General features: G+C 41.6%; 27 protein-coding genes. 25 read left to right on the top strand and 2 right to left on the bottom strand.

All coding sequences use genetic code 11. The features are described 5' to 3' along the window. The first annotated feature begins 9 nt into the window (after positions 1 to 9). From FTV28_RS08625 to pyrF, 22 genes are all read left to right on the top strand, one after another. Complete coding sequence (locus tag FTV28_RS08625) at positions 10 to 432, top strand: biopolymer transporter ExbD (protein WP_004976812.1); 423 nt, start codon at positions 10 to 12, stop codon at positions 430 to 432. Beyond that, the gene (gene msbA / locus FTV28_RS08630; RefSeq protein ID WP_179990134.1) at positions 432 to 2,159 is read left to right on the top strand and encodes a lipid A export permease/ATP-binding protein MsbA; all 1,728 of its coding nucleotides are present in this window, start codon (positions 432 to 434) and stop codon (positions 2,157 to 2,159) included. Before FTV28_RS08625 ends, msbA begins: the two co-directional genes overlap by 1 nt. A 3-nt stretch (positions 2,160 to 2,162) precedes the next feature. Next, positions 2,163 to 3,176 carry a tetraacyldisaccharide 4'-kinase gene (lpxK, locus tag FTV28_RS08635; protein WP_179990136.1) on the top strand — a complete coding sequence of 338 codons (1,014 nt, stop codon included), beginning with the start codon at positions 2,163 to 2,165 and terminating at the stop codon, positions 3,174 to 3,176. Between the two features lie 11 nt (positions 3,177 to 3,187). Continuing rightward, positions 3,188 to 3,949, top strand: a complete 762-nt coding sequence (gene kdsB / locus FTV28_RS08640; protein ID WP_004976805.1) for a 3-deoxy-manno-octulosonate cytidylyltransferase — start codon at positions 3,188 to 3,190, stop codon at positions 3,947 to 3,949. 14 nt (positions 3,950 to 3,963) lie between these two features. Next, positions 3,964 to 4,953, top strand: coding sequence for a DNA polymerase III subunit delta' C-terminal domain-containing protein (locus tag FTV28_RS08645; RefSeq protein WP_154320798.1), 990 nt, complete (start codon positions 3,964 to 3,966; stop codon positions 4,951 to 4,953). Positions 4,954 to 4,963: 10 nt separating this feature from the next. Beyond that, complete coding sequence (locus FTV28_RS08650) at positions 4,964 to 5,305, top strand: PilZ domain-containing protein (protein WP_026438361.1); 342 nt, start codon at positions 4,964 to 4,966, stop codon at positions 5,303 to 5,305. A gap of 24 nt (positions 5,306 to 5,329) precedes the next feature. Next, entirely contained in the window at positions 5,330 to 6,103 is a 774-nt protein-coding gene (locus tag FTV28_RS08655) for a TatD family hydrolase (RefSeq protein ID WP_004976800.1), read from the top strand. A gap of 93 nt (positions 6,104 to 6,196) precedes the next feature. Continuing rightward, the gene (locus tag FTV28_RS08660) at positions 6,197 to 6,811 is read left to right on the top strand and encodes a TetR/AcrR family transcriptional regulator (protein ID WP_004976797.1); all 615 of its coding nucleotides are present in this window, start codon (positions 6,197 to 6,199) and stop codon (positions 6,809 to 6,811) included. Between the two features lie 6 nt (positions 6,812 to 6,817). Further along, the gene (locus FTV28_RS08665) at positions 6,818 to 7,369 is read left to right on the top strand and encodes a prepilin-type N-terminal cleavage/methylation domain-containing protein (protein ID WP_131261481.1); all 552 of its coding nucleotides are present in this window, start codon (positions 6,818 to 6,820) and stop codon (positions 7,367 to 7,369) included. After that, the gene (gspI, locus tag FTV28_RS08670; RefSeq protein ID WP_179990138.1) at positions 7,359 to 7,739 is read left to right on the top strand and encodes a type II secretion system minor pseudopilin GspI; all 381 of its coding nucleotides are present in this window, start codon (positions 7,359 to 7,361) and stop codon (positions 7,737 to 7,739) included. The genes FTV28_RS08665 and gspI overlap by 11 nt, the downstream gene beginning before the upstream one ends. Continuing rightward, complete coding sequence (gspJ, locus tag FTV28_RS08675) at positions 7,736 to 8,359, top strand: type II secretion system minor pseudopilin GspJ (protein ID WP_131261480.1); 624 nt, start codon at positions 7,736 to 7,738, stop codon at positions 8,357 to 8,359. Before gspI ends, gspJ begins: the two co-directional genes overlap by 4 nt. Positions 8,360 to 8,372: 13 nt before the next feature. Beyond that, entirely contained in the window at positions 8,373 to 9,356 is a 984-nt protein-coding gene (gene gspK, locus FTV28_RS08680; RefSeq protein WP_171501107.1) for a type II secretion system minor pseudopilin GspK, read from the top strand. Positions 9,357 to 9,538: 182 nt separating this feature from the next. Then, positions 9,539 to 10,135: a 6-carboxytetrahydropterin synthase gene (locus tag FTV28_RS08685; protein WP_104851897.1), complete on the top strand. Its 597-nt coding sequence runs from the start codon at positions 9,539 to 9,541 to the stop codon at positions 10,133 to 10,135. A gap of 37 nt (positions 10,136 to 10,172) precedes the next feature. Continuing rightward, positions 10,173 to 10,886 carry a uracil-DNA glycosylase gene (gene ung, locus FTV28_RS08690; protein WP_004976786.1) on the top strand — a complete coding sequence of 238 codons (714 nt, stop codon included), beginning with the start codon at positions 10,173 to 10,175 and terminating at the stop codon, positions 10,884 to 10,886. Further along, positions 10,883 to 12,004 (top strand): enoyl-CoA hydratase/isomerase family protein, encoded by a 1,122-nt coding sequence (locus FTV28_RS08695; RefSeq protein WP_004976784.1) that lies wholly within the window; start codon positions 10,883 to 10,885, stop codon positions 12,002 to 12,004. The genes ung and FTV28_RS08695 overlap by 4 nt, the downstream gene beginning before the upstream one ends. Positions 12,005 to 12,031: 27 nt before the next feature. Continuing rightward, positions 12,032 to 12,559, top strand: coding sequence for a tRNA adenosine(34) deaminase TadA (tadA, locus tag FTV28_RS08700; protein ID WP_179990140.1), 528 nt, complete (start codon positions 12,032 to 12,034; stop codon positions 12,557 to 12,559). A 65-nt stretch (positions 12,560 to 12,624) separates the two neighbouring features. Further along, positions 12,625 to 13,056, top strand: a complete 432-nt coding sequence (locus FTV28_RS08705; RefSeq protein ID WP_004976780.1) for an SRPBCC family protein — start codon at positions 12,625 to 12,627, stop codon at positions 13,054 to 13,056. A 16-nt stretch (positions 13,057 to 13,072) separates the two neighbouring features. Next, on the top strand, positions 13,073 to 13,765 hold the full coding sequence (gene cmk / locus FTV28_RS08710) for a (d)CMP kinase (RefSeq protein ID WP_179990142.1): 693 nt from the start codon (positions 13,073 to 13,075) through the stop codon (positions 13,763 to 13,765). 119 nt (positions 13,766 to 13,884) lie between these two features. After that, entirely contained in the window at positions 13,885 to 15,561 is a 1,677-nt protein-coding gene (gene rpsA, locus FTV28_RS08715; RefSeq protein ID WP_004976774.1) for a 30S ribosomal protein S1, read from the top strand. Between the two features lie 159 nt (positions 15,562 to 15,720). After that, positions 15,721 to 16,026, top strand: a complete 306-nt coding sequence (locus tag FTV28_RS08720; RefSeq protein WP_004976773.1) for an integration host factor subunit beta — start codon at positions 15,721 to 15,723, stop codon at positions 16,024 to 16,026. A 17-nt stretch (positions 16,027 to 16,043) separates the two neighbouring features. Further along, a complete protein-coding gene (locus FTV28_RS08725) occupies positions 16,044 to 16,409 on the top strand; it encodes a lipopolysaccharide assembly protein LapA domain-containing protein (RefSeq protein WP_104851900.1) in 366 nt (121 codons plus the stop codon). Between the two features lie 182 nt (positions 16,410 to 16,591). Beyond that, positions 16,592 to 17,272, top strand: coding sequence for an orotidine-5'-phosphate decarboxylase (gene pyrF / locus FTV28_RS08730; protein ID WP_178867766.1), 681 nt, complete (start codon positions 16,592 to 16,594; stop codon positions 17,270 to 17,272). Positions 17,273 to 17,393: 121 nt separating this feature from the next. Here pyrF and FTV28_RS08735 read toward each other — a convergent pair whose 3' ends face one another. Next, on the bottom strand, positions 17,394 to 18,299 hold the full coding sequence (locus tag FTV28_RS08735; protein WP_004976767.1) for a lysine exporter LysO family protein: 906 nt from the start codon (positions 18,297 to 18,299) through the stop codon (positions 17,394 to 17,396). A gap of 67 nt (positions 18,300 to 18,366) precedes the next feature. After that, on the bottom strand, positions 18,367 to 19,845 hold the full coding sequence (locus FTV28_RS08740) for an NAD(P)/FAD-dependent oxidoreductase (protein WP_179990144.1): 1,479 nt from the start codon (positions 19,843 to 19,845) through the stop codon (positions 18,367 to 18,369). A 169-nt stretch (positions 19,846 to 20,014) separates the two neighbouring features. Between FTV28_RS08740 and FTV28_RS08745 the strand changes: the two genes are divergently transcribed. The 3 genes from FTV28_RS08745 (at position 20,015) to FTV28_RS08755 (ending at position 24,790) form a co-directional block, all read left to right on the top strand. Beyond that, the gene (locus FTV28_RS08745) at positions 20,015 to 21,022 is read left to right on the top strand and encodes an AraC family transcriptional regulator (RefSeq protein WP_171501106.1); all 1,008 of its coding nucleotides are present in this window, start codon (positions 20,015 to 20,017) and stop codon (positions 21,020 to 21,022) included. 89 nt (positions 21,023 to 21,111) lie between these two features. Continuing rightward, a complete protein-coding gene (gene zapE / locus FTV28_RS08750) occupies positions 21,112 to 22,266 on the top strand; it encodes a cell division protein ZapE (RefSeq protein ID WP_004976758.1) in 1,155 nt (384 codons plus the stop codon). A 358-nt stretch (positions 22,267 to 22,624) separates the two neighbouring features. Further along, positions 22,625 to 24,790 carry a malate synthase G gene (locus tag FTV28_RS08755; protein WP_004976757.1) on the top strand — a complete coding sequence of 722 codons (2,166 nt, stop codon included), beginning with the start codon at positions 22,625 to 22,627 and terminating at the stop codon, positions 24,788 to 24,790. The last annotated feature ends 132 nt before the right edge of the window (positions 24,791 to 24,922 follow it).

Consider the following 24,922-nt stretch of genomic DNA (forward strand, 5'->3'; position numbering starts at 1 on the left):
GGTGAAGATATGAAATTCAAACGCTCGCAAGTCGAAGATATTCATATTAACTTGACACCAATGATTGACTGTTTATTGTTTATCTTGGTGTTTTTATTGCTTTCGACCACATTTAACCAGTTTAGCCGTATGAATTTAACTTTGCCAGATGCGCAAGGCGTACCACCAAAATCTTATGAACATAAAATTGAAGTCGTGGTAGATTCTTCAGGGCATTATTCTGTCAATGGTCAGGCACTTTCGACTAAGGAAGTGGCAGATTTAAGCACAGCAATTAAACAAATTTCTCAAGATCGACGTGATTTAATGTTTATCATTGCTGCAGATGCCAAAGCCACTCATCAAGATGTGATTCGAGTGATGGATGTCGCAGGACAACTTGGTTTCGTCAACATCAATATCAGTACGAAAGTCCCAACTCGAGGTTATTAGTGAAGAAGGATTTACAGGTCTATCGCCGTCTTCTGAGATATTTGCTCCCATTTTGGGGCTTGGCAATCTTGGTGATTATCGGTTTCGCCATTAATGCAGCCACAGAAGTATCTGTGGCAAAACTCTTGGAAAAAATTATTAATGCCATTCAGGAGCGTGACCAATCTTTCACCACACTATTTCCGCTATTAGTCATTGCACTGATGTTTTTCCGTGGTTTGGGAACTTTTATTGGCGGTTACTATACCGCAGTGATTTCACGTAATTTGGTATTCAATATCCGTCAGGAAGTCTTTGCTAAATTGCTGCGTTTACCTGCACAGTATTACTTAGATAATACCAGTGGGCACATTACTGCCAAAATTATGTATAACGTAGAGCAGTTGACCGCTGCATCTACAGAATCGCTGCGTACATTGGTACAACAGGGTTTGATTACACTCGGCTTGCTCGGCTATTTGCTGTATACCAACTGGCGTTTGACCCTCTGTATTTTGGTATTTGGCCCATTAATTGGCTTGCTGATTCGTAAAGCTGCAAAACGCATGCGTCGTTTATCTATTCAAGTACAAGACACCATGGGGGATGTAAACCACGTGGTGCAAGAAACGGTGAATGGTAATTTGGTCGTCAAAGGTTTTGGTGGTCAGACCTATGAACAAAGCCGATTTAAAGAAAACTCTTTAGAAAACCTGCGTCGTGGTTTAAAGATGGTGGCAGTGCAGCAATTGAACAGCCCTGTGGTGCAGTTCATTATGTCCATTGCTTTGGCAATTATTATCTGGATTGCCTTACGCCCAGAAATTCTACGTGATATTTCAGCAGGCGAGTTTGTAGCCTACATTACTGCCGCAGGTATGTTGAGCAAACCAATTAAAGCCCTTACCGATATTAATGAAAAATTACAACGCGGTTTGGCAGCAGCGCATTCGGTTTTTGAATTGCTCGATATGCCTGAAGAAGACAATCACGGGACGCTTACACCAGACCTAAAAGGCAATTTGCAATTTAAAAATGTGAATTTGGTGTATTCCGATGGACACCATGCCATTCATGATTTCAATCTAGATGTCAAAGCAGGCGAGACAGTGGCTTTGGTCGGTCGTTCAGGTGCGGGTAAAACCTCATTGGTCAATCTGTTGGTACGTTTTCAGGAAGTATCTTCAGGGCAAATTTTGTTTGATCAGCATGATATTCGTGACATTGAGCTGAATAGCCTGCGTTCACAAATTGCTATGGTCAATCAGCAAGTGGTATTGTTTAACCGTACAGTGCGTGAAAATATTGCCTATGGTCAGCTTGAAGGTGCGAGTGATGAAGCAGTGATTGCTGCAGCCAAAGCGGCTTATGCACATGACTTTATTATGGCTTTACCGCAAGGCTACGACACAGCATTAGGTGCGCAAGGTTTGAATTTGTCGGGTGGTCAGCGACAGCGTATTGCCATTGCACGTGCAATCTTGAAAAATGCACCGATTTTAATTTTAGATGAAGCCACCAGTGCTTTAGACAATGAATCTGAATACTTTATTCAACGTGCATTTGATGCGGCCATGCAAGACCGTACCACCATTGTCATTGCACACCGTTTATCTACCATTGAAAATGCTGACCGTATTGTGGTGATGGATCAGGGGCGTATTTTAGAACAAGGAACTCATCAGGAACTCATAGCGCAAAAAGGCGCGTACTTCCAGTTGCATCAACGTAACTTCGAGGAACATTAACTCATGGCTTTGGCACAATTTATTCAGGACGCTTGGCAGCAACAGGCCAAATGGCTGGTTGTGCTTAGACCCTTGTCTTTATTGTACCGTGGTGTGAGTTTGCTCAATCAAAATTTATATCGTTCAGGTATTAAAACCGCTTATACCGCGCCCGTACCTGTGATGGTGATTGGCAATATTACTGTGGGTGGCAGCGGCAAAACCCCTTTGCTGATTCACTTGGTCAAATATCTACAAAGTTTAGATGTTCGTGTTGGCGTGATTAGCCGTGGTTATGGCGGAAAAGGCCCATTTCCAGCCTATGTCAGCATTGACGCTAATGTTGACGTAGTGGGCGATGAACCGACTTTGATTGTGCAATCTACAGGCGTACCGATGGCTGTGGGGCCAAATCGTCAAAAAAGTATTGAATTGTTACTTGCACAGCATGAATTGGATTTAATTATTAGTGATGATGGTTTGCAGCATTTGGCTTTAAACCGTCAATTGGAATGGATTGTTTTAGATAATAATCGTGGTTTGGGTAACGAGAAAATATTGCCCGAAGGTTATTTGCGTGAACCAAAATCTCGATTAGAGCATGCCACGGTGATTGAACATGCAGCGCACCCGAGTTCTGAATTAAATATGCATTTGGCCGTTGCAGCGCCATACTTATTGCATCCCGCACAAGAATTAATTTTTGATCCGACCCAAAATTTTTATGCTGTCGTGGGCATTGGCTTTCCTGAGCGGTTTTATAAAACTTTAGAGTCGATGGGTGTGACCCAATTTCAATGCCATGAGTTTCCAGACCACCATGACTATGAAATTACCGATTTGCAGTTTGAAGATTCGCAACCGATTATTACCACAGAAAAAGATGCAGTAAAGTTATTGCCTCTGTTAAAACAATATCCAGATTTTCAGCGTGAAATTTGGGTTGTACCTGTAGATGCAGTATTGTCATCGGCCTGCTATGTCACCTTACATCAACAATTGAAACAATTGGGTTTAAACCTGCCTGAAAGACCATGATAAGGAAAATTATGAAGCACATTGTTATCCCTGCACGTTATGCTAGTTCACGCCTGCCAGGCAAACCTTTACTGGAAATTCATGGTCGTGCCATGATTTTACGTGTGGTTGATCAGGCAAAAAAAGTGGCAGGTTTTGATGACTTGTGTGTGGCGACCGATGATGCTCGTATTGCAGAATTATGCCGTGCCGAAGGTGTAGATGTAGTGCTGACTTCGGCAGACCATCCATCAGGTACAGATCGTTTAAGTGAAGTGGCGCGCATTAAAGGTTGGGATAAAAACGATATTATCGTCAATGTGCAGGGCGATGAGCCACTTTTGCCTGCGCAATTGGTGCAACAAGTGGCGCAGTTGTTAGAAGCTCAACCTGAATGCTCGATGTCTACGCTATGTGAGCCGATTCAGCAACTAGATGAATTTACTCGCGACAGCATTGTTAAAGTGGTCATGTCTAAACACAATCAGGCTTTGTATTTTAGCCGTGCCACGATTCCTTATGACCGCGATGGTGCGAAAGCAGCGACACCACAATTGCATGCACATGCGTATCGCCATTTAGGTTTGTATGCGTACCGTGTGGAATTGCTGCAAGAATATGTGACTTGGGAAATGGGAACATTGGAAAAGCTGGAAAGCCTAGAGCAATTGCGTGTCTTGGAAAATGGACATCGTATTGCCATTGCAGTTGCAGAAGCCAATTTACCACCGGGTGTAGATACCCAAGCAGACTTAGACCGTTTAAATGCAATGGATATTGCCCATTTTGAGTAAGTGAATCACCGACCATGCAACGTGATGTAATTGGACAAGTATATCCTTGGCAGCAACAAGTTTGGGAAAACCTGACAGGGCGATTTCCCAAAATGGGGCATGGTTTATTGTTTTTTGGCAAACAGGGTTGTGGTAAAGAAGCCTTTGCACAGCAATTTGTGGCTTGGATTTTATGCCAACAGCGTGATGTGCAGTCACAGCCTTGTGGTGAATGTAGCAGTTGTCAGTGGTTAAAATCAGATACACATCCGAATTATGTCTATATCAGCACCGATGAAGAGAATAAAAAGCAAAACGCGAAAATTAAGATCGAGAAGATCCGTGATTTATTACCTTTTGTCCAGCAAACGGTAGATGGCTGGCGGGTGATTGTGATTGAACCTGCTGAAGCCTTAAATATTGCATCTTCCAATGCGTTGCTGAAAACCCTCGAAGAACCGGGTGATCGCATCGTGATTATTTTGCTGGCAGATCATTATCTTAAATTACCTGCAACCATTCGTAGCCGTTTGCAGCATTTTGCTTTAGACCGTATTGATGCTGCACAGGCTACGGCATATTTGCAGCAGCATTTGCCCGATTTAGATGCAGACAAACAGCAATTGTTGATGAATTTGTCTAATCAAATGCCGTTGCAGGCTTTGCAGTTGGCACAGACAGAATGGCTAGAACAGCGTACAGATTTTCTCAAAGACTGGTCTAAACTGGTAACGCAAAAAAATATGCCGATGGCAATCGCAACCAAGTGGAACAAGGCGCTGAGCTTTACTGATTTTAGTCAGATGTTTGAATACTTGTTGTGTGATTTAATTTGTGTCAAGCTAAATCAAAGCATTAAAAATTTGGATTTAAGCACCGCTTTGCAGCATTTGGCTGAACAATATGACTTAGAAAGTCTGTTTGGTTTATATGCAGAATTACAGCAAGCCAAGCCAATGCTTGAGCAAAACGTGCAAAGTAATCTAGTGCTTGATCAATTATGTATTAAGTTGATGAATATTTAAGGGGAACATGATGCAACCACGTATGGGCGGTATTATTCAGGCCAATATTCCTGATGTCGAAACGCTATATTTAAGTTATATGCCATACGTTGTGGGCGGTGGCTTATTTGTACCCTCAAAACAACCTGTAAAAATGGGTGAAGAAATCTTCGTGCTTGCAACTTTGCCTGAACAATCACAAAAAATTCCACTTACAGGAAAAGTCATCTGGATTTCGCAAAAGCAAAACGGCATCAAATTGCAGGGCTTTGGCATTCAACTGAGCGGTGAAAAAGGCGTTTATTACAAATCTGAAGCCGAAAGAATCCTTGCGGGGCTTAAGTCTGACAACCGTAACAGTTACACTATGTAGGTTGTTTGCTTTTAGGAAAAAATCGTGTTTGTAGATACACATTGTCATTTAACGATGTTGGATTTAAGCCCTTATGATGGTGACTTAGATGCAGCAATTGCACAGGCACGCCTAGCGGGTGTGTCTAAAATTATGGGTATCTCTGTCGATTTAGACGATCATATTGCATTGTCAAAAATTGCAGCACGCCATGCCGATGTTGGTTATAGCGTGGGTGTGCATCCTTGTGAAAATGCTGAAAATATGGCGCGTGCCACCACCGAGCAACTGATTGCTTTAGCACAAGCAGACAAAGTCTGGGCTTTGGGCGAAACAGGTTTGGACTATTTTCACAGTACCGATTTTGTCGCAGAGCAAAAAGCCTGTTTTGCACGGCATATTCATGCGTCACAAGCTGTAAAAAAACCTGTGGTGGTACATACCCGTGCTGCCAAGCAAGATACAGTAGATATTATCCGTGCGGAAAAATCGACGCATGGTGTATTACATTGCTTTACTGAAGACTGGGCAACCGCCAAAGCGGTGTTAGATTGTGGTTATTATGTGTCGTTTTCAGGCATTGTTTCCTTTAAAAATGCGCAAGATTTACGTGATGTGGCTAAGCAAGTACCTTTAGACCGTGTCTTAATTGAAACTGATAGTCCATATTTGGCACCTGTGCCATATCGCGGTAAGACAAATGAGCCAAAATACGTTCCGTATGTAGCCAAAGCCCTAAGTGATGTATATGATAAGTCCTTAGAGGAAATGGCTTTCATAACAACACAAAACTTTGAAAACCTGCTCAAAGGACATTAATTTGCATAGTGGAATGATGCAAAAATTTAATGTTCTGGTGATATTAAAAATTTCCATTGATTGAATAGTGAAAAGAGAGTTTATCGGGTGAAGATGGATCGTCAGGCTCAGTTTCGAGCAAGAGAAACGTTAATTTTCCAAGTGGCAGAGCAGTTGCTTTTGGAAAATGGTGAAGCAGGAATGACCCTTGATGCTTTGGCAGCAGAACTGGATTTGGCCAAAGGTACTCTATATAAACACTTTCAAAGTAAAGATGAACTATATATGTTGCTTATTATTCGTAATGAGCGCATGTTGCTAGAAATGATTAAAGATGCGGAAAAACAGTTTCCTGAACATCTAGCATTTTTTATGCTGCATCACTTACATCATCCTGAACGTACTGTGCTTTTTCATCAAATTGAAGAACGCCTTTCTACAACGGGTGTTGGCATTGGCTTGTTGTTTAGTGAACTATATCAGGTTCGTAAAAGCCGATTACGCATCATTATCCGTATGACTGAACAATATTTGGAATCTATTAATAGTCACATGGAAGTGCGTGATTATCTGGCTTCAATTTGGGCACTTACGCATGGTGCGGCAGCCATTTTAAACTCAAGTTTCTATCAGCGTTATTTAGGTTCCCGGGATACTTTACGTGTGGCCTATATCGATCAAGCGTTGGCGATGCCCAAACAAGCACAATCTTTCGAGCAATTGAATTAATACGCTATGAACACACCACTATCTTCGGTTCGCGGTTTTACGCTCATTGAATTGATGGTGGTGATAGTCATTATGGCGATTATGGCATCGCTGGTTTTAATGAATATCGGTGGTGTTGATCAGCGTAAAGCCATGCAGGCGCGGGAAGTGTTTTTATTGGATTTGCGTAAACTGAATCGTGAAGCCAATGATCAAGCGCGTATTTTTGCACTCAATTTGCATCAAGCAACCGATGTTTCACCTGCGCGATATGATGTACTGGAATATCAGCCTTATGCTTCAGAACAACAATTAACCCTGCAAAATAATCAAAAATGGCAAAACTATGGCGAATTTAAAAGCAGAACGTTGCCTGAACAAGTTTCTATCCAAATTTTATCTTTAGAACAAAGCTATCCGAATGCTAACAATAGTGAGTTGCTGCAAGGTAATGCACCCGCACTGATTTGGCTGGGCAATGGTGAAGCCAAACCTGTGCGTATTCAGTTCTATTTAGAACAGCGTCCTGTAGGTGCGGAAATAGAGGTCGATCATTTAGGAAAAATCCATGAAAGCTAAAGGATTTACACTACTTGAAGTTATGGTGGCTTTGGCAATTTTTGCAACAGCAGCTATGGCAATGACCAAAGTGGCGATGCAATATACCCAATCCACCGCCAATGCAATTTTAAGAACCAAAGCACAATTTGTGGCTTTGAATGAAGTGGCATTGATGGAAATGAATCGGCAATGGTTAAGTGGAACAGAGTCAAATCAAGTGACACAACAGGGCGAAACATGGCAAATTGACAAGTCCACACAGCCAACCATTAGTCCGAATGTGCAACGTGTCGATCTTCAAATCAGTTTATATAATCAAGACACAGGACAAGTTGAAGCAGGAGTGACTTCTTTGGTGTTTTTTAATGCCCGTGAGCAGCAATCATGAGTACAAAGAAAGGCTTCACTTTAGTTGAGTTGCTAGTCGCTATTGCAATTTTTGCAGTGCTGTCTGCTTTGGGTTGGAAAGTATTTGATTATCTCGCCAAAGTCAAAGATCGCAATGCGATGCATGAAGCCAATCTAGAACAGTTGCAAGAAAGCTATCAACAAATATTACGTGACACGATGCAGGCTGTTCCATTAACGGCCAATGTCAAAGGGCAGCAACAACCTGCTTTGGTTTTACAAAATGGACGTTTTAATTTCAGTAAAACAGGGGTGACCGATCCTTTGCAGCAGAGTATTTCACCCCATGAGCGTGTTGAATATCAATATCGTGCCGATGAAAAAAAATTGTATCGTTTAAAATATCGTAATTTGCATCAAACGGGCAATGATCAGCCTGAGTCGAGCGTGATGTTGGATGAAGTCGAAGCCTTTGAGATTATGGTTTTGAATCCAAATGAATTGAGCAGTTGGCCTGAAAGCAGTGTCGATTCGCAGCAAACTGAACAATTAAGGCTACTCCCGAAAGGAATAAAAATAAATTTAACCGTGCGTGACGTGCAATACGAATGGATATTTAGCTTATTGCAGACTGATTTTTTAAAGAAGAAAGACAATTAAAGGCACAGTGGCAATGTATTCAAAATCGACTCAGCGCTTAGGTAGCATCATCAAATCACAACAAGGCATCGCCTTGATTACGATTTTGATGTTGGTTGCCTTAGCTACGATTTTGGCAGCGACCATTGCCAAGCGGCAAATGTACACCAGTGAAAATACCGCCTATTTGATGCGTCAAAATCAGGCATTGTTATATGCCAAAAGTGCTGAAGTATTTTTTGCAGAATTACTGCAAGATGATGCTGAAAATGCAGGCCAAGTTGATCACTTACAAGAGAACTGGGCAAAACCGATGCCGCCATTTCCAGTCGAAGATGGTTATGTATCGGGCGTGCTGCAAGATGAGTCAGGGAAATTTAATTTAAATAGTTTGCTGACAACCGAAGATCAAGTGAACGAAAAAGCAAAAAAATATTTTGAAAAACTGTTGCAGCGTGTTGGGCTACCTGCTCAATTAAGTGAAGCCGTGATTGACTGGCAAGATGCAGATGATGAGCCGAGTGGTGCAATGGGTGCAGAGTCGAGTTATTACCAAGGTTTGCCAATTCCTTATTTACCGCCCAATAGCTTGTTTCATAGTGCGGAAGAATTAAAACAAGTCCGTGGTTTTGAAGGTGCGAAGTATCAGCAAATTGCACCTTATGTGAGTGCCTTGCCAAAACGAGATACCACTATCAATATTAATACCGCACCTGCTTTAGTTTTGGCGAGCTTTGATGAAAAATTGGATGTGGTTGCTGTGCAAAATCTACTTGATCGTCGTAATGCCAATTTAGAGCACTTTAGCAATGTAAATGCTTTGTGGGAGTTAGATGGCTTTCAAGCTGTCGATAGCGCGATACGCAATGAATTTACAAGTTTATTGGGTGTGCAATCCCATTATTTTAAAGCCAAAATTGAAGTGGTATTGGGCGAGCGCAAACGTCAATTTAGCAGTGATTTGGTGCGTAGCGAAAAATCTGTCAATGTCAGTGGGCGAAGTCTGGCGCCATTTTAAGTATTAGCATTAACCTTGACTTAGTTGCTGTTATTCGGATGCAAATGCATTGCATATCTGTACTGAAACTGATCATTACGATTTTTGTCTGGCAATCTGCGGGCTAAAATTGGCTTATTGTTCACGTTTTGCATTATAATTAAAAAGAATATCCCCCAAATATTTTGATGACGTTAAGACCCATGTTAATTCGAAAGTTATTTAAGTTTGAAAATGCGCATATTGTGCGTAATTGCACTTCAGACCGCTGTAAGCGCTCGATTCATGGTCATAGCTATAAAGTAGAATTATTACTGAAAGCTTCAAAACTTGATCATGGACAAATGGTGTATGACTTTGGTTTGCTTAAAGGTGTAATCAAAGAATTATTTGATGCCTTCGATCATGCCATTTGTTTTTGGGAGCAGGATGACCCTGCATATATTCAAGCCTGCAAAACGTTCAGCGCACGTTGGGTATCTTTACCAGTATCGCCATCAGCAGAGCAGTTTTCACGTATTTTCTTTTATTTGGCACAGCAAGTTTTGGCATCGACCATCACGCAAAATGGGGAAGGTGATGTAGAGGTCTATTCTGTGATTGTACATGAAACTGATACAGGCTATGCACAAAGCTTTTTGGAAGATATTGAAAATGCGCAGATGGGATTGCTAAGTCTGGATCAAATTCATTTCTCTGAGCAAGTACAGACAGAATGGTCAGACCCACAAATGTATGAAAAATTAAAACAGGGGATGACATTCCAAAACCCGAATGTCGAGTTACAAGTTAAACTTTAAATCACATCATTAGACATCAACAAGGATTGATAGCGGTATGTCTTTTACTGAGCAGCAATATGCGAGCTTAAATAAAGTTCAGTTAGATGAGAGTTGGAAATACAATCTAGCTGAATTTTTATTGAGTCCACAAATGGATGCGCTACGCGATTTTTTGTTGCAGGAAAAACAACAGAATAAGGTGATTTATCCACCAAGTTCACTGATATTTAATGCTCTAAATACCACGCCTTTAAATCAGGTGAAAGTCGTGATTATTGGGCAAGACCCTTATCATGGACCTAATCAGGCACATGGACTTAGTTTTTCTGTACAAAGAGGGGTTGCATTGCCACCATCTTTGCGTAATATTTTCCATGAGTTACATACAGATTTAGGTGTGCCTATTCCAAGACACGGTGATTTAACGCATTGGGCAGAGCAAGGGGTATTGCTGCTCAACAGCGTGTTAACGGTAGAAGCAGGACAACCAACCTCGCACCAAAAGCAGGGTTGGGAAGATTTTACAGATCATGTGATTGATGTGTTAAATCAACAACGTGAGCATATTGTGTTTATTTTGTGGGGCGCGTATGCACAACGTAAAGGACAACGTATAGATCCAAATAAACATCTGATTTTGAAGGCAGCGCATCCATCCCCATTGGCAGCAAACCGCGGTGGTTTTTTTGGATGTAAAGTATTTTCAAAATCAAATAATTATCTTAAACAAAATGGCATTGAGCCTATAGACTGGCAGCTGGACGCATGACACATTCTCCCATTTCTAAAGAATATCATCCGGATTTAATTGTCGAAGAAGCAAATAACGGTTGGCGCATTGTACGTTTGAATCGCCCAAAATCTTTGCATGCTTTAGATGAATCTATTGTTTCTGCATTATTGGCAGTATTTGAAGACTTTCATACCGATGATAGCGTAAAAGCAATTTGGCTAGATTCGACCACACCAAAAGCATTTTGTGCAGGCGGTGATGTGCGTAAATTACGTCAGCTTGTCATTAATGATGAGGTTGCAACTGCCAATAAATTCTTTGAGCAAGAATATGCGTTGGACTTGTTGCTACATAACTATGCCAAGCCTGTTTTAGTGTGGGGTGAAGGTTATGTCATGGGTGGTGGCTTGGGTCTATTTATGGCTGCACCATTCCGTTTGGTGACACCGTATTCACGTTTAGCTATGCCAGAAATTAACATTGGTTTATACCCAGATGTAGGGGCAACTCGTTTCTTGGCTGACCGTGGTGCGATTGGCTTGTTCACAGGTTTAACGGGTTCAATTATGACTGCTGCAGGTGCGTATGGTATTGGTTGGGCAACCCATATTTGTGATGCACAACGCGCTTCTGTATTAGAAAAAGTCATTAATATTGACTGGAATCATTACCCTGCAGGTGACTTCCGTGCCATTGATGATACCTTGAACAGCATGCACCGTCCTGTAGGGCCTGGGCCGCTACAGAATTCTTTGGATGTGATTCAAAGCGTGTGCCGTGGTGTGAGTTTTGAAAGTGATTATGAATCCATCATTGGTCTAAGCGATGCACGTAGCGATTGGTTACGTCAAGCCAGTGAAAACTTGCAAAAAGGTTCACCAACCACAGCAGCTTTAACGTGGTTACTATGGCAATGGGGTAAGAAGGTTCACGCTTGGAATGAAGTGTTTGAACTGGAAACGCAAATTTCAGACTGGAAAATTCGCCACGCAGATTTTGTCGAAGGTGTGCGCGCACGTTTGGTCGATAAAGACCTTGCACCAGCTTGGCAGCAAAATGGGCCAGTGCAGCTCAAAACCATTTTTGCAGACAATCCACCTGTGACGAGCATTGAAAGCTGGAATGAGTTATTGAAACAATACGAGATTATTTAATTCGTATTGATTTTTACTCATATTTAAATGTCAGAACAGAACTATAGTGATGAAGACTGGATGCAGCTTGCCTATGCGCAGGCTGCTTTGGCTGCAGCACAGGGGGAAATTCCTGTGGGGGCTGTCATCGTTAGTCAAAATCAAGTGATTGGCGCGGGTTATAACGCGCCTATTTCCTTACACGACGCAACCGCACATGCCGAAATTGTGGCAATCCGTGCAGCATGTGATCATATTCAAAATTATCGTTTACCTGAAGATGCCACGCTTTATGTCACACTGGAGCCTTGTACCATGTGTGTGGGTGCGCTCATTCATGCGCGAATCAAACGTGTGGTATTTGGAGCAACTGAACCCAAAGCTGGCTCATTAATCAGTGCCAGAAAGCTTTTAGAGTCGGGTTATTACAATCATATTTTTGAGTATCAATCAGGTTGTTTAGAACAGCAATGTTCAGCCCAATTGAGCGACTTTTTTAAGCTGCGCCGGGCGCAAAAGAAACAACAAAAACAGCAACAGTTGATAAATGACCTTCATGATCAAAACCAGTTCTGAGTTTTAGGCTTGATTTGCGTTAAACTAAATCAAACACAACACAGCATTCATCATCAGGGCAAACTATGCACGCTATTCAAATTAAAAAAGAATTTAATGCGCCAGTTGCGCAAGTATTTGAATTACTTTCTAAACATGCAACTTATAATATTGCATTTGCACCAATGCAAGTGGTACGCATTAAAGATTCTGCCGATCCTGAACGTCCAGATGGGGTGGGTTCGGTGCGTCGTATGGGGATTGGGCCAATTAAACCTTTGCAAGAGCAAATTACCGTGCTTGAACCGAATCAGCGGATTGAATATAAAATCATTAAAAATCCATTGATCAAACATCATTTGGGTACCATTGAATTTCAGCAAGTGGCAGATCACAAAACCTTGGTCACGTATCGCATTGAGCTACAAGCGCGAGTTCCATTTGTGAGCAAAGCTATTCTTGCGCAGTTGAAAACTGCAATTAAAATTGGTTTATCCAAACTCGCAAAATCTCTCTAATCATTTCGGAAACAGCATGACGGTTCAAATTATTACCATTGATGGCCCTAGCGGTTCAGGTAAAGGCACACTCGCGGCAAAATTGGCAGCATATTATCAGTTTCATTTACTCGACTCTGGTGCGTTGTATCGTTTGTTGGGTTTGGCGTTACATAAGCAGAATTTGCTAGATCAACTTGATACTGAACTGAGTCAATCCGTTGCCATTGCAACACAGCTCAATATTCAATTTGTGACCCAGCCAGATGGCACACAAGTGTTGCTTGATGGTGAAGATGTCACGCAAACCATACGTACCGAACGTGTGGGGGAATATGCCTCAAAAGTTGCGGCAGTACCTGAATTGCGCACAGCATTACTTGCACGTCAGCATGCCTTTGCCCAAGCACCAGGCTTGGTTGCAGATGGACGCGATATGGCGACCAGTATTTTTCCAAATGCGCAGGCTAAAATTTATTTAACTGCTTCGGCAGAGTCGCGTGCACAAAGACGAGTAAAACAGTTGCAGGGTATGGGGCTGGATGCTAAAATAAGCGACATTTTAGCGAATATACAGGCTCGCGACAAACGAGACATGGAGCGCACAGTTGCTCCGCTCAAGCCCACAGAAGATGCTTACATCATTGATAGTTCTGAGTTGAACATTGATGAAGTGTTTGCATTAATGACGGCTTATGTCGATCAGAAGCTTGCTATTTGCCGCGCTTAACCGCGTGAAATAAACCTATTCAGCGAACGCATAGCTTGATCAGTTCTATACGGACTATGTAGACGCTTAACTAAACCGGCCTTGTCTGATCCAAGACCGCTGACTTTATCAGGTATATCATGACCGAATCTTTTGCAGCCCTCTTTGAAGAAAGCGAATTAAACCTCAACGTTGAAAAGGGTGCTGTCATCCAAGGCGTTGTAGTAAGCATCGACTCTGACTGGGTAACAGTTGATACTGGCCTTAAATCAGAAGGCGTTGTTGACCGCGCTGAATTCTTAAACGAACAACGCGAACTTGAAGTTCAAGTTGGTGACACCGTTGATGTTGTTGTTGAAGCACTTGACAACGGTATGGGCCAAACTGTTTTATCACGTGAAAAAGCGAAACGTGCTGAAACTTGGACTAAACTTGAAAAAATCTTTGAAGACGGCGAAATCGTTACTGGTGTTATCTCTGGTAAAGTTAAAGGCGGTTTCACTGTAGACATCGGTCCAGTTCGTGCGTTCTTACCAGGTTCTTTGGTAGACACTCGTCCTATCCGTGACACAACTCACCTTGAAGGTAAAGAGTTAGAGTTCAAAGTTATCAAACTTGATGCTAAACGTAACAACGTTGTTGTATCTCGTCGTGCAGTTATGGAAGCTGAATCTTCAGCTGACCGTGAAGCGCTTCTTGCTCAGCTTGAAGAAGGTCAAACTGTTACTGGTACGATTAAGAACCTTACTGACTACGGTGCATTCGTTGACCTTGGCGGTATTGACGGTCTTCTTCACATCACTGACATGGCTTGGAAACGTATCAAGCATCCATCAGAAGTGGTTGAAGTGGGTCAAGAAGTTACTGTTAAAGTACTTAAATTTGACAAAGAGCGTAACCGCGTATCTTTAGGTCTTAAGCAATTAGGCGAAGATCCATGGTTAGCGATCATGAGCCGTTATCCTAAAGGTTCTATCGTTAAAGCTCGCGTAACAAACTTAACTGACTACGGCTGTTTCGCAGAAATCGCTGAAGGCGTTGAAGGTTTAGTACACGTTTCAGAAATGGACCACACTAACAAAAACATCCACCCATCTAAAGTTGTTCAGATTGGTGACGAAGTTGACGTTATGGTTCTTGAAGTGGACGAAGAGCGTCGTCGTATTTCTCTTGGTATCAAACAAACTCGTGCTAACCCATGGGAAGAGTTTGCTAAGAACCACGACAAAGGTGAAAAAGTTTCAGGTACAATCAAGTCAATCACTGACTTCGGTATCTTCATCGGTTTACCAGGCGGTATCGATGGCCTAGTTCACTTGTCTGACATTTCTTGGAACGAGCAAGGCGAAGAAGCTATTCGTCGTTACAAGAAAGGTGACACTGTTGAAGCGGTTATCCTTTCTGTAGACGCTGAAGGCAACCGTATCAGCCTTGGTATCAAGCAATTGAACAGCGATCCATTCAACGATTTCTTAGCTGCTAACGAACGTGGTGCTTTGGTTAAAGGTACTGTAACTGCTGTTGATGCTCGTGGCGCAACTGTTAAGTTAGCTGACGAAGTTGAAGCAACACTTAAAGCATCTGAAATCAACCGTGATCGCGTTGAAGATGCAACTAAGTTCTTGGAAGTTGGTCAAGAAGTTGAAGCGAAAATCATCAACGTAGACCGTAAATCTCGCTCTATCAACTTGTCTATCAAAGCGAAAGACGAAGCTGAAGAGAAAGAAGCTGTTGCTAACTTGAAAACTGCAACTAGCGGTCAAGACAATGGTCCTAAGACAATTGGTGACTTGATCAAAGCTCAAATGGGCAACTAAGTTGCGGGTAAACTGTATGGTTAATGTAAATTAGCACATACTTTTTACACAAATACTGTAAACGGTAGCGTAGTATTCAATTATTACGCTACCGTTTTGTATTTAAACAGGTTATTATCAGTTTAGGTAAAAGTAGCTTGATAATTAAAGAGGTCGCAGATGACTACTGAAGCACTTAATAAGTCTGATTTGATAGAACGAATTGCTTTGAAAAATCCACATTTGGCTGAGCCATTGGTGGAAGAAGCTGTGAAGATCATGATTGATCAAATGATTGCATCACTATCGGCAGATAACCGAATTGAAATTCGTGGATTCGGTAGTTTTGCATTGCATCACCGTGAACCACGTGTAGGTCGTAACCCAAAAACAGGTAAGTCTGTAGAAGTTGCGGCTAAAGCTGTACCGCACTTTAAACCGGGTAAAGCACTACGTGATGCAGTAAACGAGTCTGTAAATAAATAAAATTCCTAGGGGTGTTTATGCGTTACGTTCTAGTCGCTATTTTAGTTATTCTATTTGGATATTCTCTGGCATTGGTTTTGCAAAACGGCACTGAACTTTCAGTTGACCTGTTATTTACTCAAGTGCCTGCAATGCGTTTGGGTCTATTGCTACTGATTACATTGGCACTTGGTTTGGTGCTAGGGTTATTGTTGGGCGTGCAGGTTTTCCGTGTATTCCAAAATAGTTGGGAAATTAAGCGACTACGTAAAGATATTGAATACCTACGCAAAGAGCAAATTCATGTAGCTCAACTGGCTGCTGCTGAAGCTGCTGCGCATACTCGTCATGAAAAAACGGTATTAGATGTGCATACTGAAGATCGTTCTTCTAATGCACTTTAATTTGCTCTGTTGAGCGAATTGATCATCAACACCTCAAGGTTATCTTGGGGTGTTTTTTTATGTGTGCCTTTGACGAATGGCTGATTATCGCTGCGATGGGGGATAAGCTGTCTTTTTGACTATCTGCTTGGCACGAATCACTTTATAATAGCGACTCTTTGTCAAATCCATAGGTAATTCTCTTGAGTATCATTGTTGCCCTCGATGCTAAAAGCCAATATGACGCCTTAACCATTGCAGAACAATTAGACCCTGCATTATGTCGAGTAAAAGTTGGTAAAGAGTTATTTACCCATGAAGGTCCTGCAGTCGTGAAAGCCTTGCATGACAAAGGTTTTGAGGTTTTTCTAGATTTGAAATTTCACGATATTCCAAATACAACGGCTCAGGCTGTATGTGCTGCAGCAGATTTAGGCGTATGGATGGTCAACGTGCATGCCTCAGGTGGTCGTAAAATGATGGAAACCTGTGTGGAGCGTTTAAAAGCAGGGAATTATCAGACTCAACTGATTGCAGTGACTGTACTAACCTCTATGGGGCGTGAAGATTTAAAAGATTTAGGTTTAGATATTGAGCCTTTTGAGCAAGTTCAGCGTTTAGCTAAACTCACTCAAGAAAGTGGTTTAGATGGTGTGGTGTGTTCTGCGCAAGAAGCCAAAATGTTGCGTGAAATCTTAGGGCAGAATTTTGCCTTAGTAACTCCAGGGATTCGTCCTGAAGGCTCAAATGCCGATGATCAAAAACGTATTGTGACTCCCAAACAAGCTATGCTGGATGGTTCTACGCATTTGGTGATTGGTCGTCCAATTACAAAATCTGAAAATCCACGTCAGACTTTGAAAGATATTTTAGCGACGCTTTAATTTTACTATCGCTGACTCTCTAAAAGGGAGATAAGCCCTCTCTCTAACTCTCGCCTAAATAGAGCGCAAACCCTCTCTCCAACTCTCTCCCAGAGGGAGAGAGGACAATTGTTGATTCTTTTTAAATAGCAGCCAATACACTTACAGCAATGGGTGCAAGGATTGACAATACAAATCCACTGACCATGGCATGTGGAATAAAATCGTTGCCACAGGCTTGTTTTACCATGGGCAAAGTGACGTCCATGGCAGTTGCGCCTGCGGCAGAAATTGCAGCACGTGGATAACGCCATCCCAAAATATACATCAGCAATATCGCAAAAATCTCTCTGAATAAATCATTCATTAACGCAATACTACCCAATTCGGCATTGCGAAGTTCCGACACCACAATCCCGCTCATGGAATAAAATCCATAACCTTGTGAGAGCATAAGCAAATCTTGTAGAGCGATGGGGAGCCAAAGTGCGCAAAGTAGTACCCCTGCAACTGAACCGAAAATACAGCCTACGGGCACCATTAAAATTTTCCAATTCAGCCAAGAACGATCTAAAGGCGAATAAGCGAGATCGAGTCCAATCATCCACATAAACAGCAACAGTAAATACCAAGTGTTGATCTGAACTTGGAAATCCATAGCACTAAAAAGTAGATGCAGCACGTAGCCTGCCAAAAGTGCAAAAAAGGCATAACTGATGTTGATGCAGGATTGAATCAACAACTGTAATGAAACTTTGCCTTGCGTTGCTTGCAGCCCCAAACCTTTGTAAAGCAAATAACAACACAGAAAAGCACCAATTGATGTAGCAAATGCAATCTGTAAAGCTGTAGATAGAATATGCGATGGCTGCTGTAGTGAACCGAGCGTTTGTGAAAATTCCATCGCAATTGCAATTAGCAGGATATAGCTAAAATATGGAAGCAGTTGAAACGCAATTTTTTCGATTATTCGAGGGAGGCGTTTTGCCAGTACAAAGCCTAGACATAAACAGCAGAGTAATTGGAAAATCAGCCAAAGAGATTGCATGAGATCAACAGGTGGGAGATAGATAAAAACCTGTTGATTATGCCAGTTTGCTTTTAAAAGCGGAAATTTATGCCGCTTTACTGATTAATCTGAAATCACTCGGATGCAGCGACTTGGTTTTTAGCCAATATTTCCAAGTATAGGTTGGCCAAAGTGCAAAGTTTTTTCCACCATCTTGTTGATACCAACTTACACAGCCAGATTGCCAAACCGTGTTATTTAGCATGTCTTGCACATCGTGGTTAAATTGATCTTGTACTTGATCTTTTACTACAATTGCATTGCTCTGTGATTGTGCCACCAAATCCATCATTTGCAGAATGTAATCGACTTGCGATTCGATCATAAAAATAACCGAGTTATGCGCCAAAACTGTATTTGGCCCAAGCAACTGAAACAGGTTCGGAAAACCTTTGTGGCTAATGCCGTAATAGCTTTCTGCGCCATCTTTCCATGCCTGTTTTAATTCAACGCCATGTTCACCAATGCAGCTAAATGGCTGTAGATAGATACGCGGATCGGTAATAAAGCCTGTGCCATAAATCAGACAATCAATTTTTCGCATTTTACCATCTTTGGTGATGATGCTGTCTGCAGTCAATTCCTGTATTGCATCAGTCACTAATTCGACGTTGTCACGGTTAAAAGTTGGGAAGTATTTATTGGACACTAAAATACGTTTACATCCCATAATGTAGTCAGGCGTGAGTTTTTGTGCCAATTGTTTGTCTTTGACCTGAAAACGAATAAAGGCTTCTGCAAGTTTTTGGGTATATTTCATCACGCTAGGTTGCATGATTGGAATTGCACGTGATTCATTCGACCAATACAAACGCGCACGATGCAATTTTCTAAACCAGTCTGCTTGTTTAAACAGTTTTTTCTCAATATTCAGATATTTGCGTTCATCTCGTGGAATGACCCATGCAGCTGTACGTTGCATGACATATAACTGTTTAACTTGAGGTGCAATTTCAGGAATGTATTGAATCGCGCTGCCGCCTGTGCCAATAGATGCCACAACTTTGCTATTTAAGTTGTATTGATGATCCCATTGAGACGAGTGAAAAACCTTGCCCTGAAACTTTTCAATGCCTTTAATGTGCGGGATTTGTGGCACATGCAGTGGGCCAGAAGCAAAGACTAAATATTGGCAACTCAATTGTCTGCCATCTTTTAACGCAACATGCCATACACAGTCTTTTTCATGGTATTCGGTATGCACCACTTCGCTGTTAAATTGGCAATATTCGCGCAGATTAAACTGTTGCACCACATCTTGAATATACTGAAAAATTTCTGGTGCTTCGGCATAGCGTTTTGACCAGTCAGTTTTGGGTGCAAATGACAATGAATACAGATGCGACTTCACATCACAAGCCGCGCCAGGGTATTGATTTTCACGCCAAGTACCACCCACTTCATTAGACTTTTCTAAAATCACAAAGTTATGAATGTTGCGTTGTAGCAAACGAATCGCCATGGCTAATCCACCAAAGCCTGCGCCAATAATTGCGACTTGATAATGAGCTGCTGCATCCTGCATGAAGACATCCTTATATTTATTTTGTTTGACTTGAGTTTGTTTGAGTCAGGATAGAATAAGCCAGCATGTGGTAACATGATCGTGCTGACATAAAAATTGATATTTTCGGCAATTTCTATCTGTGGACGAATCGGGTAAAAAGGATATTCCGTTTCGCACTGTTCATTTTATGAAAAGATCCATACTTGGCTTAATGTATTTAATACAAGGCATGCGTAAAGCAGGCGTTGATGTCGATGCAAAATTGCAAAGTATCGGCTTGCGTGCAGATGCGCTAGATACCAGTTCAATCATTCATCCGAGTTTGGAATGGGATATTCTAAAAGTGATTGGTGAAGATGTAGAACCTGAAATGGGGCTGTTTATTGGACAGCATTATGCTTTGGCAGGTTATGGTCCTTTATTGATGTTATTGGTGACCAGTCCAGATATTGCCACTGCATTAGAAAAAGGGATTCAATATCAGGGATTGACGCATTTAAGCGGGAAACTAAGTTTACAACATAGCACGCGGCATATTGCATTGTGTTATCAACCCAATGATTTACATAGTAGTTTAGGTGTATTACGTGCGCAGTGTGAAATTTCAGGCACATTCAAATTTATTCAAGACCTATATAAAATGATGGGGATGAGTGCGCCACGTATTCGCATAGAATTGCCATTTGTACAGCCGCAGCAAAGTGAAGTTTTGCAAACTTTTTATGATTATTACGGTCAAGATATTGTTTTTAATCAATCACAAGCAGCATTTTGGTTTGATGATGCAGTTCTCACAGCACGTATTCCCTCTGCCGATGCAGTCACTTTTAGCAGTTATGAAGCCAAGTGTGTGATTGAGTTAGAGCGACTTAAACTTGAAGATGATGCGCCTTCGGTAGTGCAGCGCGTAAAAGATTATTTGGAGTTACAACAGGGCAGTATGCCGAGCATGGCAGAAACAGCACATGCTTTGCAAATTCCTGAACGGACATTGCGCCATCAACTGCAACAACTGAACACCAGTTATAAACAAATTCGTGAAGATCTCATCAAAGATAAAGCATTGCGATTAATTGAATATCAGGAATATTCAATTGAAATGATTGCAGAGTTACTTGGTTATTCAGAACCCGCAGCATTTAATCATGCCTTTAAGCGGTGGTTTGGACAAAGTCCACGCCAATATACAAAATAGCCTAAGTATTTTGCAAACTATGCCAAAGTGCTATATCTCGTGATTCGATCTTCGTTATAATCTATTTGCCCAAATAAGTACTGATGAATATGTCTGATTTTAATTCGCCACAAACCACAGCCTTTACTCCATTATCGCCTGCGGAGCGTTATGCACAAGCGTTAGCCTCTGGACAATTTATGCCAGATGATGCGCAGGCGCAGGCTGTACACGAACTTGAGCGTGTGTGGCAGGAATTAATTCAACGCTATAAAGCATCAAAAAAAGCGTTCCGCCGTTTCCGCCGCCAAACAGCACCACAGGGTGTTTATATGTGGGGTGGTGTAGGTCGTGGTAAAACATGGCTCATGGATCAGTTTTACGACTCGATTCCATTTAGACGTAAAACACGTATGCACTTTCATCACTTTATGCAGCATGTGCATCGTGAACTGAACAAACTTTCAGGGCAGCGTAACCCGCTCGATTCTGTTGCAGACCAAATTTATAAAGATGCAGTGGTGATTTGTTTCGATGAATTTTTCGTATCTAACGTGACTGATGCGATGATTCTGAGTGACTTGTTCCAAAAATTATTCCATCGTGGCATTACTTTGGTGGCAACATCTAACATCGCCCCAGACGGTTTATATAAAAATGGTATCCATCGAGATCGTTTTATTCCAACCATTGAAATGGTCAAAAAACATTGCCAAGTGCTAAATGTCGATGCTGGTGTAGATTATCGCTTACGTGTTTTGAAACAGGCGCAATTATTTAAATCGCCTTTAACGCATGATAATCAAAACTGGATGGCACAGCGTTTCAGTGCTTTGAGTAATACACAACATTATTCTTCTGAGCCAATTATTATCAACCAACGTATTGTTGAAACAATTGCGCATACTGAAGATGTGTTGTGGTGTGAATTTTCAGAACTGTGCTTTAAACCGCGTAGTCCTGCAGACTTTATTGAAATTGCCAACATCTACAACACGGTTTTGGTGAGCAATGTACCGCATTTAACAGACTTCTTGTCTGAAGGAACACGTCGTTTTATTTATTTGGTCGATGAATTTTATGATCGTGGTGTCAAGTTATTACTGACTTCTGAAGATTCGATTATTGAAATTTATCAGGGCGAAAAACTGGCATTTGAAATTGAACGCACACGTTCACGTTTATTGGAAATGCAGTCTGATGATTACTTAAATGAAGAACATCGACAGATACAGGCCACCGAAGCCAAACATCAAATCAGTTGATCTTTTAAGCGCCTAGAACTAGGCGCTTTTTTATGATAGAAAAGATGTGACTGTTGGTTTTATCGACATTTTGTCATAAACATGGCTTAATCTTGAAGGGTTGCAATAAGACTGACGTCGATTTTTACAACAAAATCTGAACTTAAGTCTAATTTCGACATTTCAAAAACTTTATACACTGTAAAAGTGTATTTAGATGAGTAATAGTGTCGTGTTTCTGATCAGGATTTATGATGATTGTTGTCATTCATCTTGTAATAAATGATCGTTATTTTGAAATGTGATAATACTATTCAGCTAAATATAAATCAGTATACTAGAATCTCTTGTATAAAAAGTAGCAATATCAGGAAAGACAATGACTGCACGTATTCAAAAAGGCAAGTTAGCGATTGCTAAAGAACTTTACGATTTCATCGAAAATGAAGCATTACCAGGTTCTGGTTTGGACAGTGATACATACTGGAAAAACTTTGAGCAAGTCGTTGTCGATCTTAGCCCTAAGAACAAAACATTACTCGCAAAGCGTGATGAGCTTCAGGCTAAAATTGATGAATGGCACCGCAATAATACATTTGAATTAGAAGCTTACAAAGCTTTCTTGACTGAAATTGGCTACTTATTACCAGAAGTAGAAGATTTTCAAATTACCACCGAAAATGTTGATGAAGAAATCGCATTATTGGCTGGTCCACAGCTCGTAGTACCTGTACGTAACGCACGTTATTGCTTGAACGCAGCAAACGCACGTTGGGGTTCGTTATATGACGCACTTTACGGTTTTGACGTTATTTCTGAAGAAAATGGCGCAGAAAAAGGTAAAGGCTACAACCCAGTTCGTGGTGAAAAAGTAATTGCATTCGCGAAAAACTTCTTAAATGAAACTTTCCCATTGGCGCAAGGTTCACATGCCGACGCGACTCAATATGCTGTAGAAGCAAACAAACTTGTTGTTCGCCTAAAAGATGGTTCTACAACAACTGTTGCGGATAGCTCTAAATTCGTTGGTTACAATGGCGAAGCTTCTGCACCAACTGAAATCGTACTGAAAAATAACGGCCTGCACGCAGTCATCCAGATTGATGCAAACAGCCCAATTGGACAGACAGATGCAGCTGGCGTGAAAGATGTTGTGCTTGAAGCGGCTGTAACGACGATTCAAGACTTGGAAGACTCTGTTGCAGCAGTTGATGCTGAAGAAAAAGTTGAAGGCTACCGTAACTGGTTAGGCTTGATGAAAGGTACGCTTGAAGAGTCTATCGAGAAAAATGGCAAGACCATTACCCGTAAACTAAATGCTGACCGCACCTTCAAAAATGTTGAAGGCGGTGAGACCAAGGTTCATGGCCGTTCATTGATGCTGCTTCGTAACGTGGGTCACTTGATGACAAACCCGGCGATCCTTGTAGATGGCGAAGAAATTTATGAAGGCATCATGGATGCATTGGTCACTCCATTGCTTTCTGTGGCTGATATCCGTGGTGAGAACACGATCAAGAACTCACGTACCGGTTCTATGTATATCGTTAAGCCAAAAATGCACGGTCCAGAAGAAGTAGCATTTGCGGTTGAGCTGTTTGAACGTGCTGAACAAGCGCTTGGCTTACCTGCTAAAACCCTGAAAATCGGTATCATGGATGAAGAGCGTCGTACCTCTGTTAACCTGAAAAACTGTATTGCTCAGGCGAAAGACCGTACCATCTTTATTAACACCGGTTTCATGGATCGTACAGGTGATGAAATCCATACCTTCATGGAAGCAGGTCCATTTGTTCGTAAAGGCGAAATCAAAGGCCAAAAATGGTTCCCAGCTTACGAAAACCGTAACGTCATGGTAGGTCTACAAACAGGTCTACGTGGTAAAGCACAGATTGGTAAAGGCATGTGGCCAAAACCAGACATGCTGTTAGACATGTACAAAACCAAGACTGAACATCCTGAAGCAGGCGCAAGCTGTGCATGGGTTCCGTCTCCAACAGGTGCAGTGATTCACGCGATTCACTACCATCAAATTAATGTAGCAAACCGTCAGCAAGAATTGCTTGCAACTGAAGCATTGCCTTTAGATGATTTGTTAACTCCACCTCTTGCAACTGATACCAACTGGTCTGAAGAAGAGAAACTAAAAGAACTGGAAAATAACTGCCAAGGTATCTTGGGTTATGTCGTTCGTTGGGTTGATCTGGGTGTAGGTTGTTCTAAAGTTCCAGACATCAATGATGTGGGCCTGATGGAAGACCGTGCAACTTTACGTATTTCTTCTCAGCACGTTGCCAACTGGTTACGTCACGGAATTGTAACGCGTGAACAGGTTGAAGAAGTAATGCAGCGCATGGCGAAAATTGTAGATCAACAAAATGCTGATGATCCACTATACACGCCTATGTCTAACGACTTTGCTAATAACATTGCATTCCAAGCTGCATCTGACTTGATCTTCAAAGGTGGCGAGCAACCTTCTGGTTACACAGAGCCACTTTTACACGCAGCGCGTTTAAAGTTAAAAGGTTATACAGGTGATTAATCCTTTAGGATTTGATTTACTGATTGTGTAATACAAACAAATGAGCCTCTTCGGAGGCTTTTTTGTTGCCTGTATTTTGCTTATGGTTTTTTGAAAATTTTGCAGCTGAATAGTTACAGGATGTACTTGCTG

Source organism: Acinetobacter sp. YH12252 (genome assembly GCF_013417365.1).
In the GTDB taxonomy this organism is placed as follows: Bacteria; Pseudomonadota; Gammaproteobacteria; order Pseudomonadales; family Moraxellaceae; genus Acinetobacter; species Acinetobacter towneri.

Bases quoted from the DNA above. Each gene is read 5' to 3' on its own strand.
- kdsB (WP_004976805.1), top strand. From the start codon at position 3,188: ATGAAGCACATTGTTATCCCTGCACGTTATGCTAGTTCACGCCTGCCA.
- FTV28_RS08705 (WP_004976780.1), top strand. From the start codon at position 12,625: ATGCACGCTATTCAAATTAAAAAAGAATTTAATGCGCCAGTTGCGCAA.
- cmk (WP_179990142.1), top strand. From the start codon at position 13,073: ATGACGGTTCAAATTATTACCATTGATGGCCCTAGCGGTTCAGGTAAA.
- FTV28_RS08745 (WP_171501106.1), top strand. From the start codon at position 20,015: ATGAAAAGATCCATACTTGGCTTAATGTATTTAATACAAGGCATGCGT.
- gspI (WP_179990138.1), top strand. From the start codon at position 7,359: ATGAAAGCTAAAGGATTTACACTACTTGAAGTTATGGTGGCTTTGGCA.
- FTV28_RS08720 (WP_004976773.1), top strand. From the start codon at position 15,721: ATGACTACTGAAGCACTTAATAAGTCTGATTTGATAGAACGAATTGCT.
- rpsA (WP_004976774.1), top strand. From the start codon at position 13,885: ATGACCGAATCTTTTGCAGCCCTCTTTGAAGAAAGCGAATTAAACCTC.
- FTV28_RS08735 (WP_004976767.1), bottom strand. From the start codon at position 18,299: ATGCAATCTCTTTGGCTGATTTTCCAATTACTCTGCTGTTTATGTCTA.
- zapE (WP_004976758.1), top strand. From the start codon at position 21,112: ATGTCTGATTTTAATTCGCCACAAACCACAGCCTTTACTCCATTATCG.
- FTV28_RS08695 (WP_004976784.1), top strand. From the start codon at position 10,883: ATGACACATTCTCCCATTTCTAAAGAATATCATCCGGATTTAATTGTC.
- gspK (WP_171501107.1), top strand. From the start codon at position 8,373: ATGTATTCAAAATCGACTCAGCGCTTAGGTAGCATCATCAAATCACAA.
- FTV28_RS08740 (WP_179990144.1), bottom strand. From the start codon at position 19,845: ATGCAGGATGCAGCAGCTCATTATCAAGTCGCAATTATTGGCGCAGGC.
- FTV28_RS08625 (WP_004976812.1), top strand. From the start codon at position 10: ATGAAATTCAAACGCTCGCAAGTCGAAGATATTCATATTAACTTGACA.
- lpxK (WP_179990136.1), top strand. From the start codon at position 2,163: ATGGCTTTGGCACAATTTATTCAGGACGCTTGGCAGCAACAGGCCAAA.
- ung (WP_004976786.1), top strand. From the start codon at position 10,173: ATGTCTTTTACTGAGCAGCAATATGCGAGCTTAAATAAAGTTCAGTTA.
- FTV28_RS08660 (WP_004976797.1), top strand. From the start codon at position 6,197: ATGGATCGTCAGGCTCAGTTTCGAGCAAGAGAAACGTTAATTTTCCAA.
- gspJ (WP_131261480.1), top strand. From the start codon at position 7,736: ATGAGTACAAAGAAAGGCTTCACTTTAGTTGAGTTGCTAGTCGCTATT.
- FTV28_RS08665 (WP_131261481.1), top strand. From the start codon at position 6,818: ATGAACACACCACTATCTTCGGTTCGCGGTTTTACGCTCATTGAATTG.
- FTV28_RS08650 (WP_026438361.1), top strand. From the start codon at position 4,964: ATGCAACCACGTATGGGCGGTATTATTCAGGCCAATATTCCTGATGTC.
- FTV28_RS08685 (WP_104851897.1), top strand. From the start codon at position 9,539: ATGTTAATTCGAAAGTTATTTAAGTTTGAAAATGCGCATATTGTGCGT.
- FTV28_RS08645 (WP_154320798.1), top strand. From the start codon at position 3,964: ATGCAACGTGATGTAATTGGACAAGTATATCCTTGGCAGCAACAAGTT.
- FTV28_RS08755 (WP_004976757.1), top strand. From the start codon at position 22,625: ATGACTGCACGTATTCAAAAAGGCAAGTTAGCGATTGCTAAAGAACTT.
- FTV28_RS08725 (WP_104851900.1), top strand. From the start codon at position 16,044: ATGCGTTACGTTCTAGTCGCTATTTTAGTTATTCTATTTGGATATTCT.
- tadA (WP_179990140.1), top strand. From the start codon at position 12,032: ATGTCAGAACAGAACTATAGTGATGAAGACTGGATGCAGCTTGCCTAT.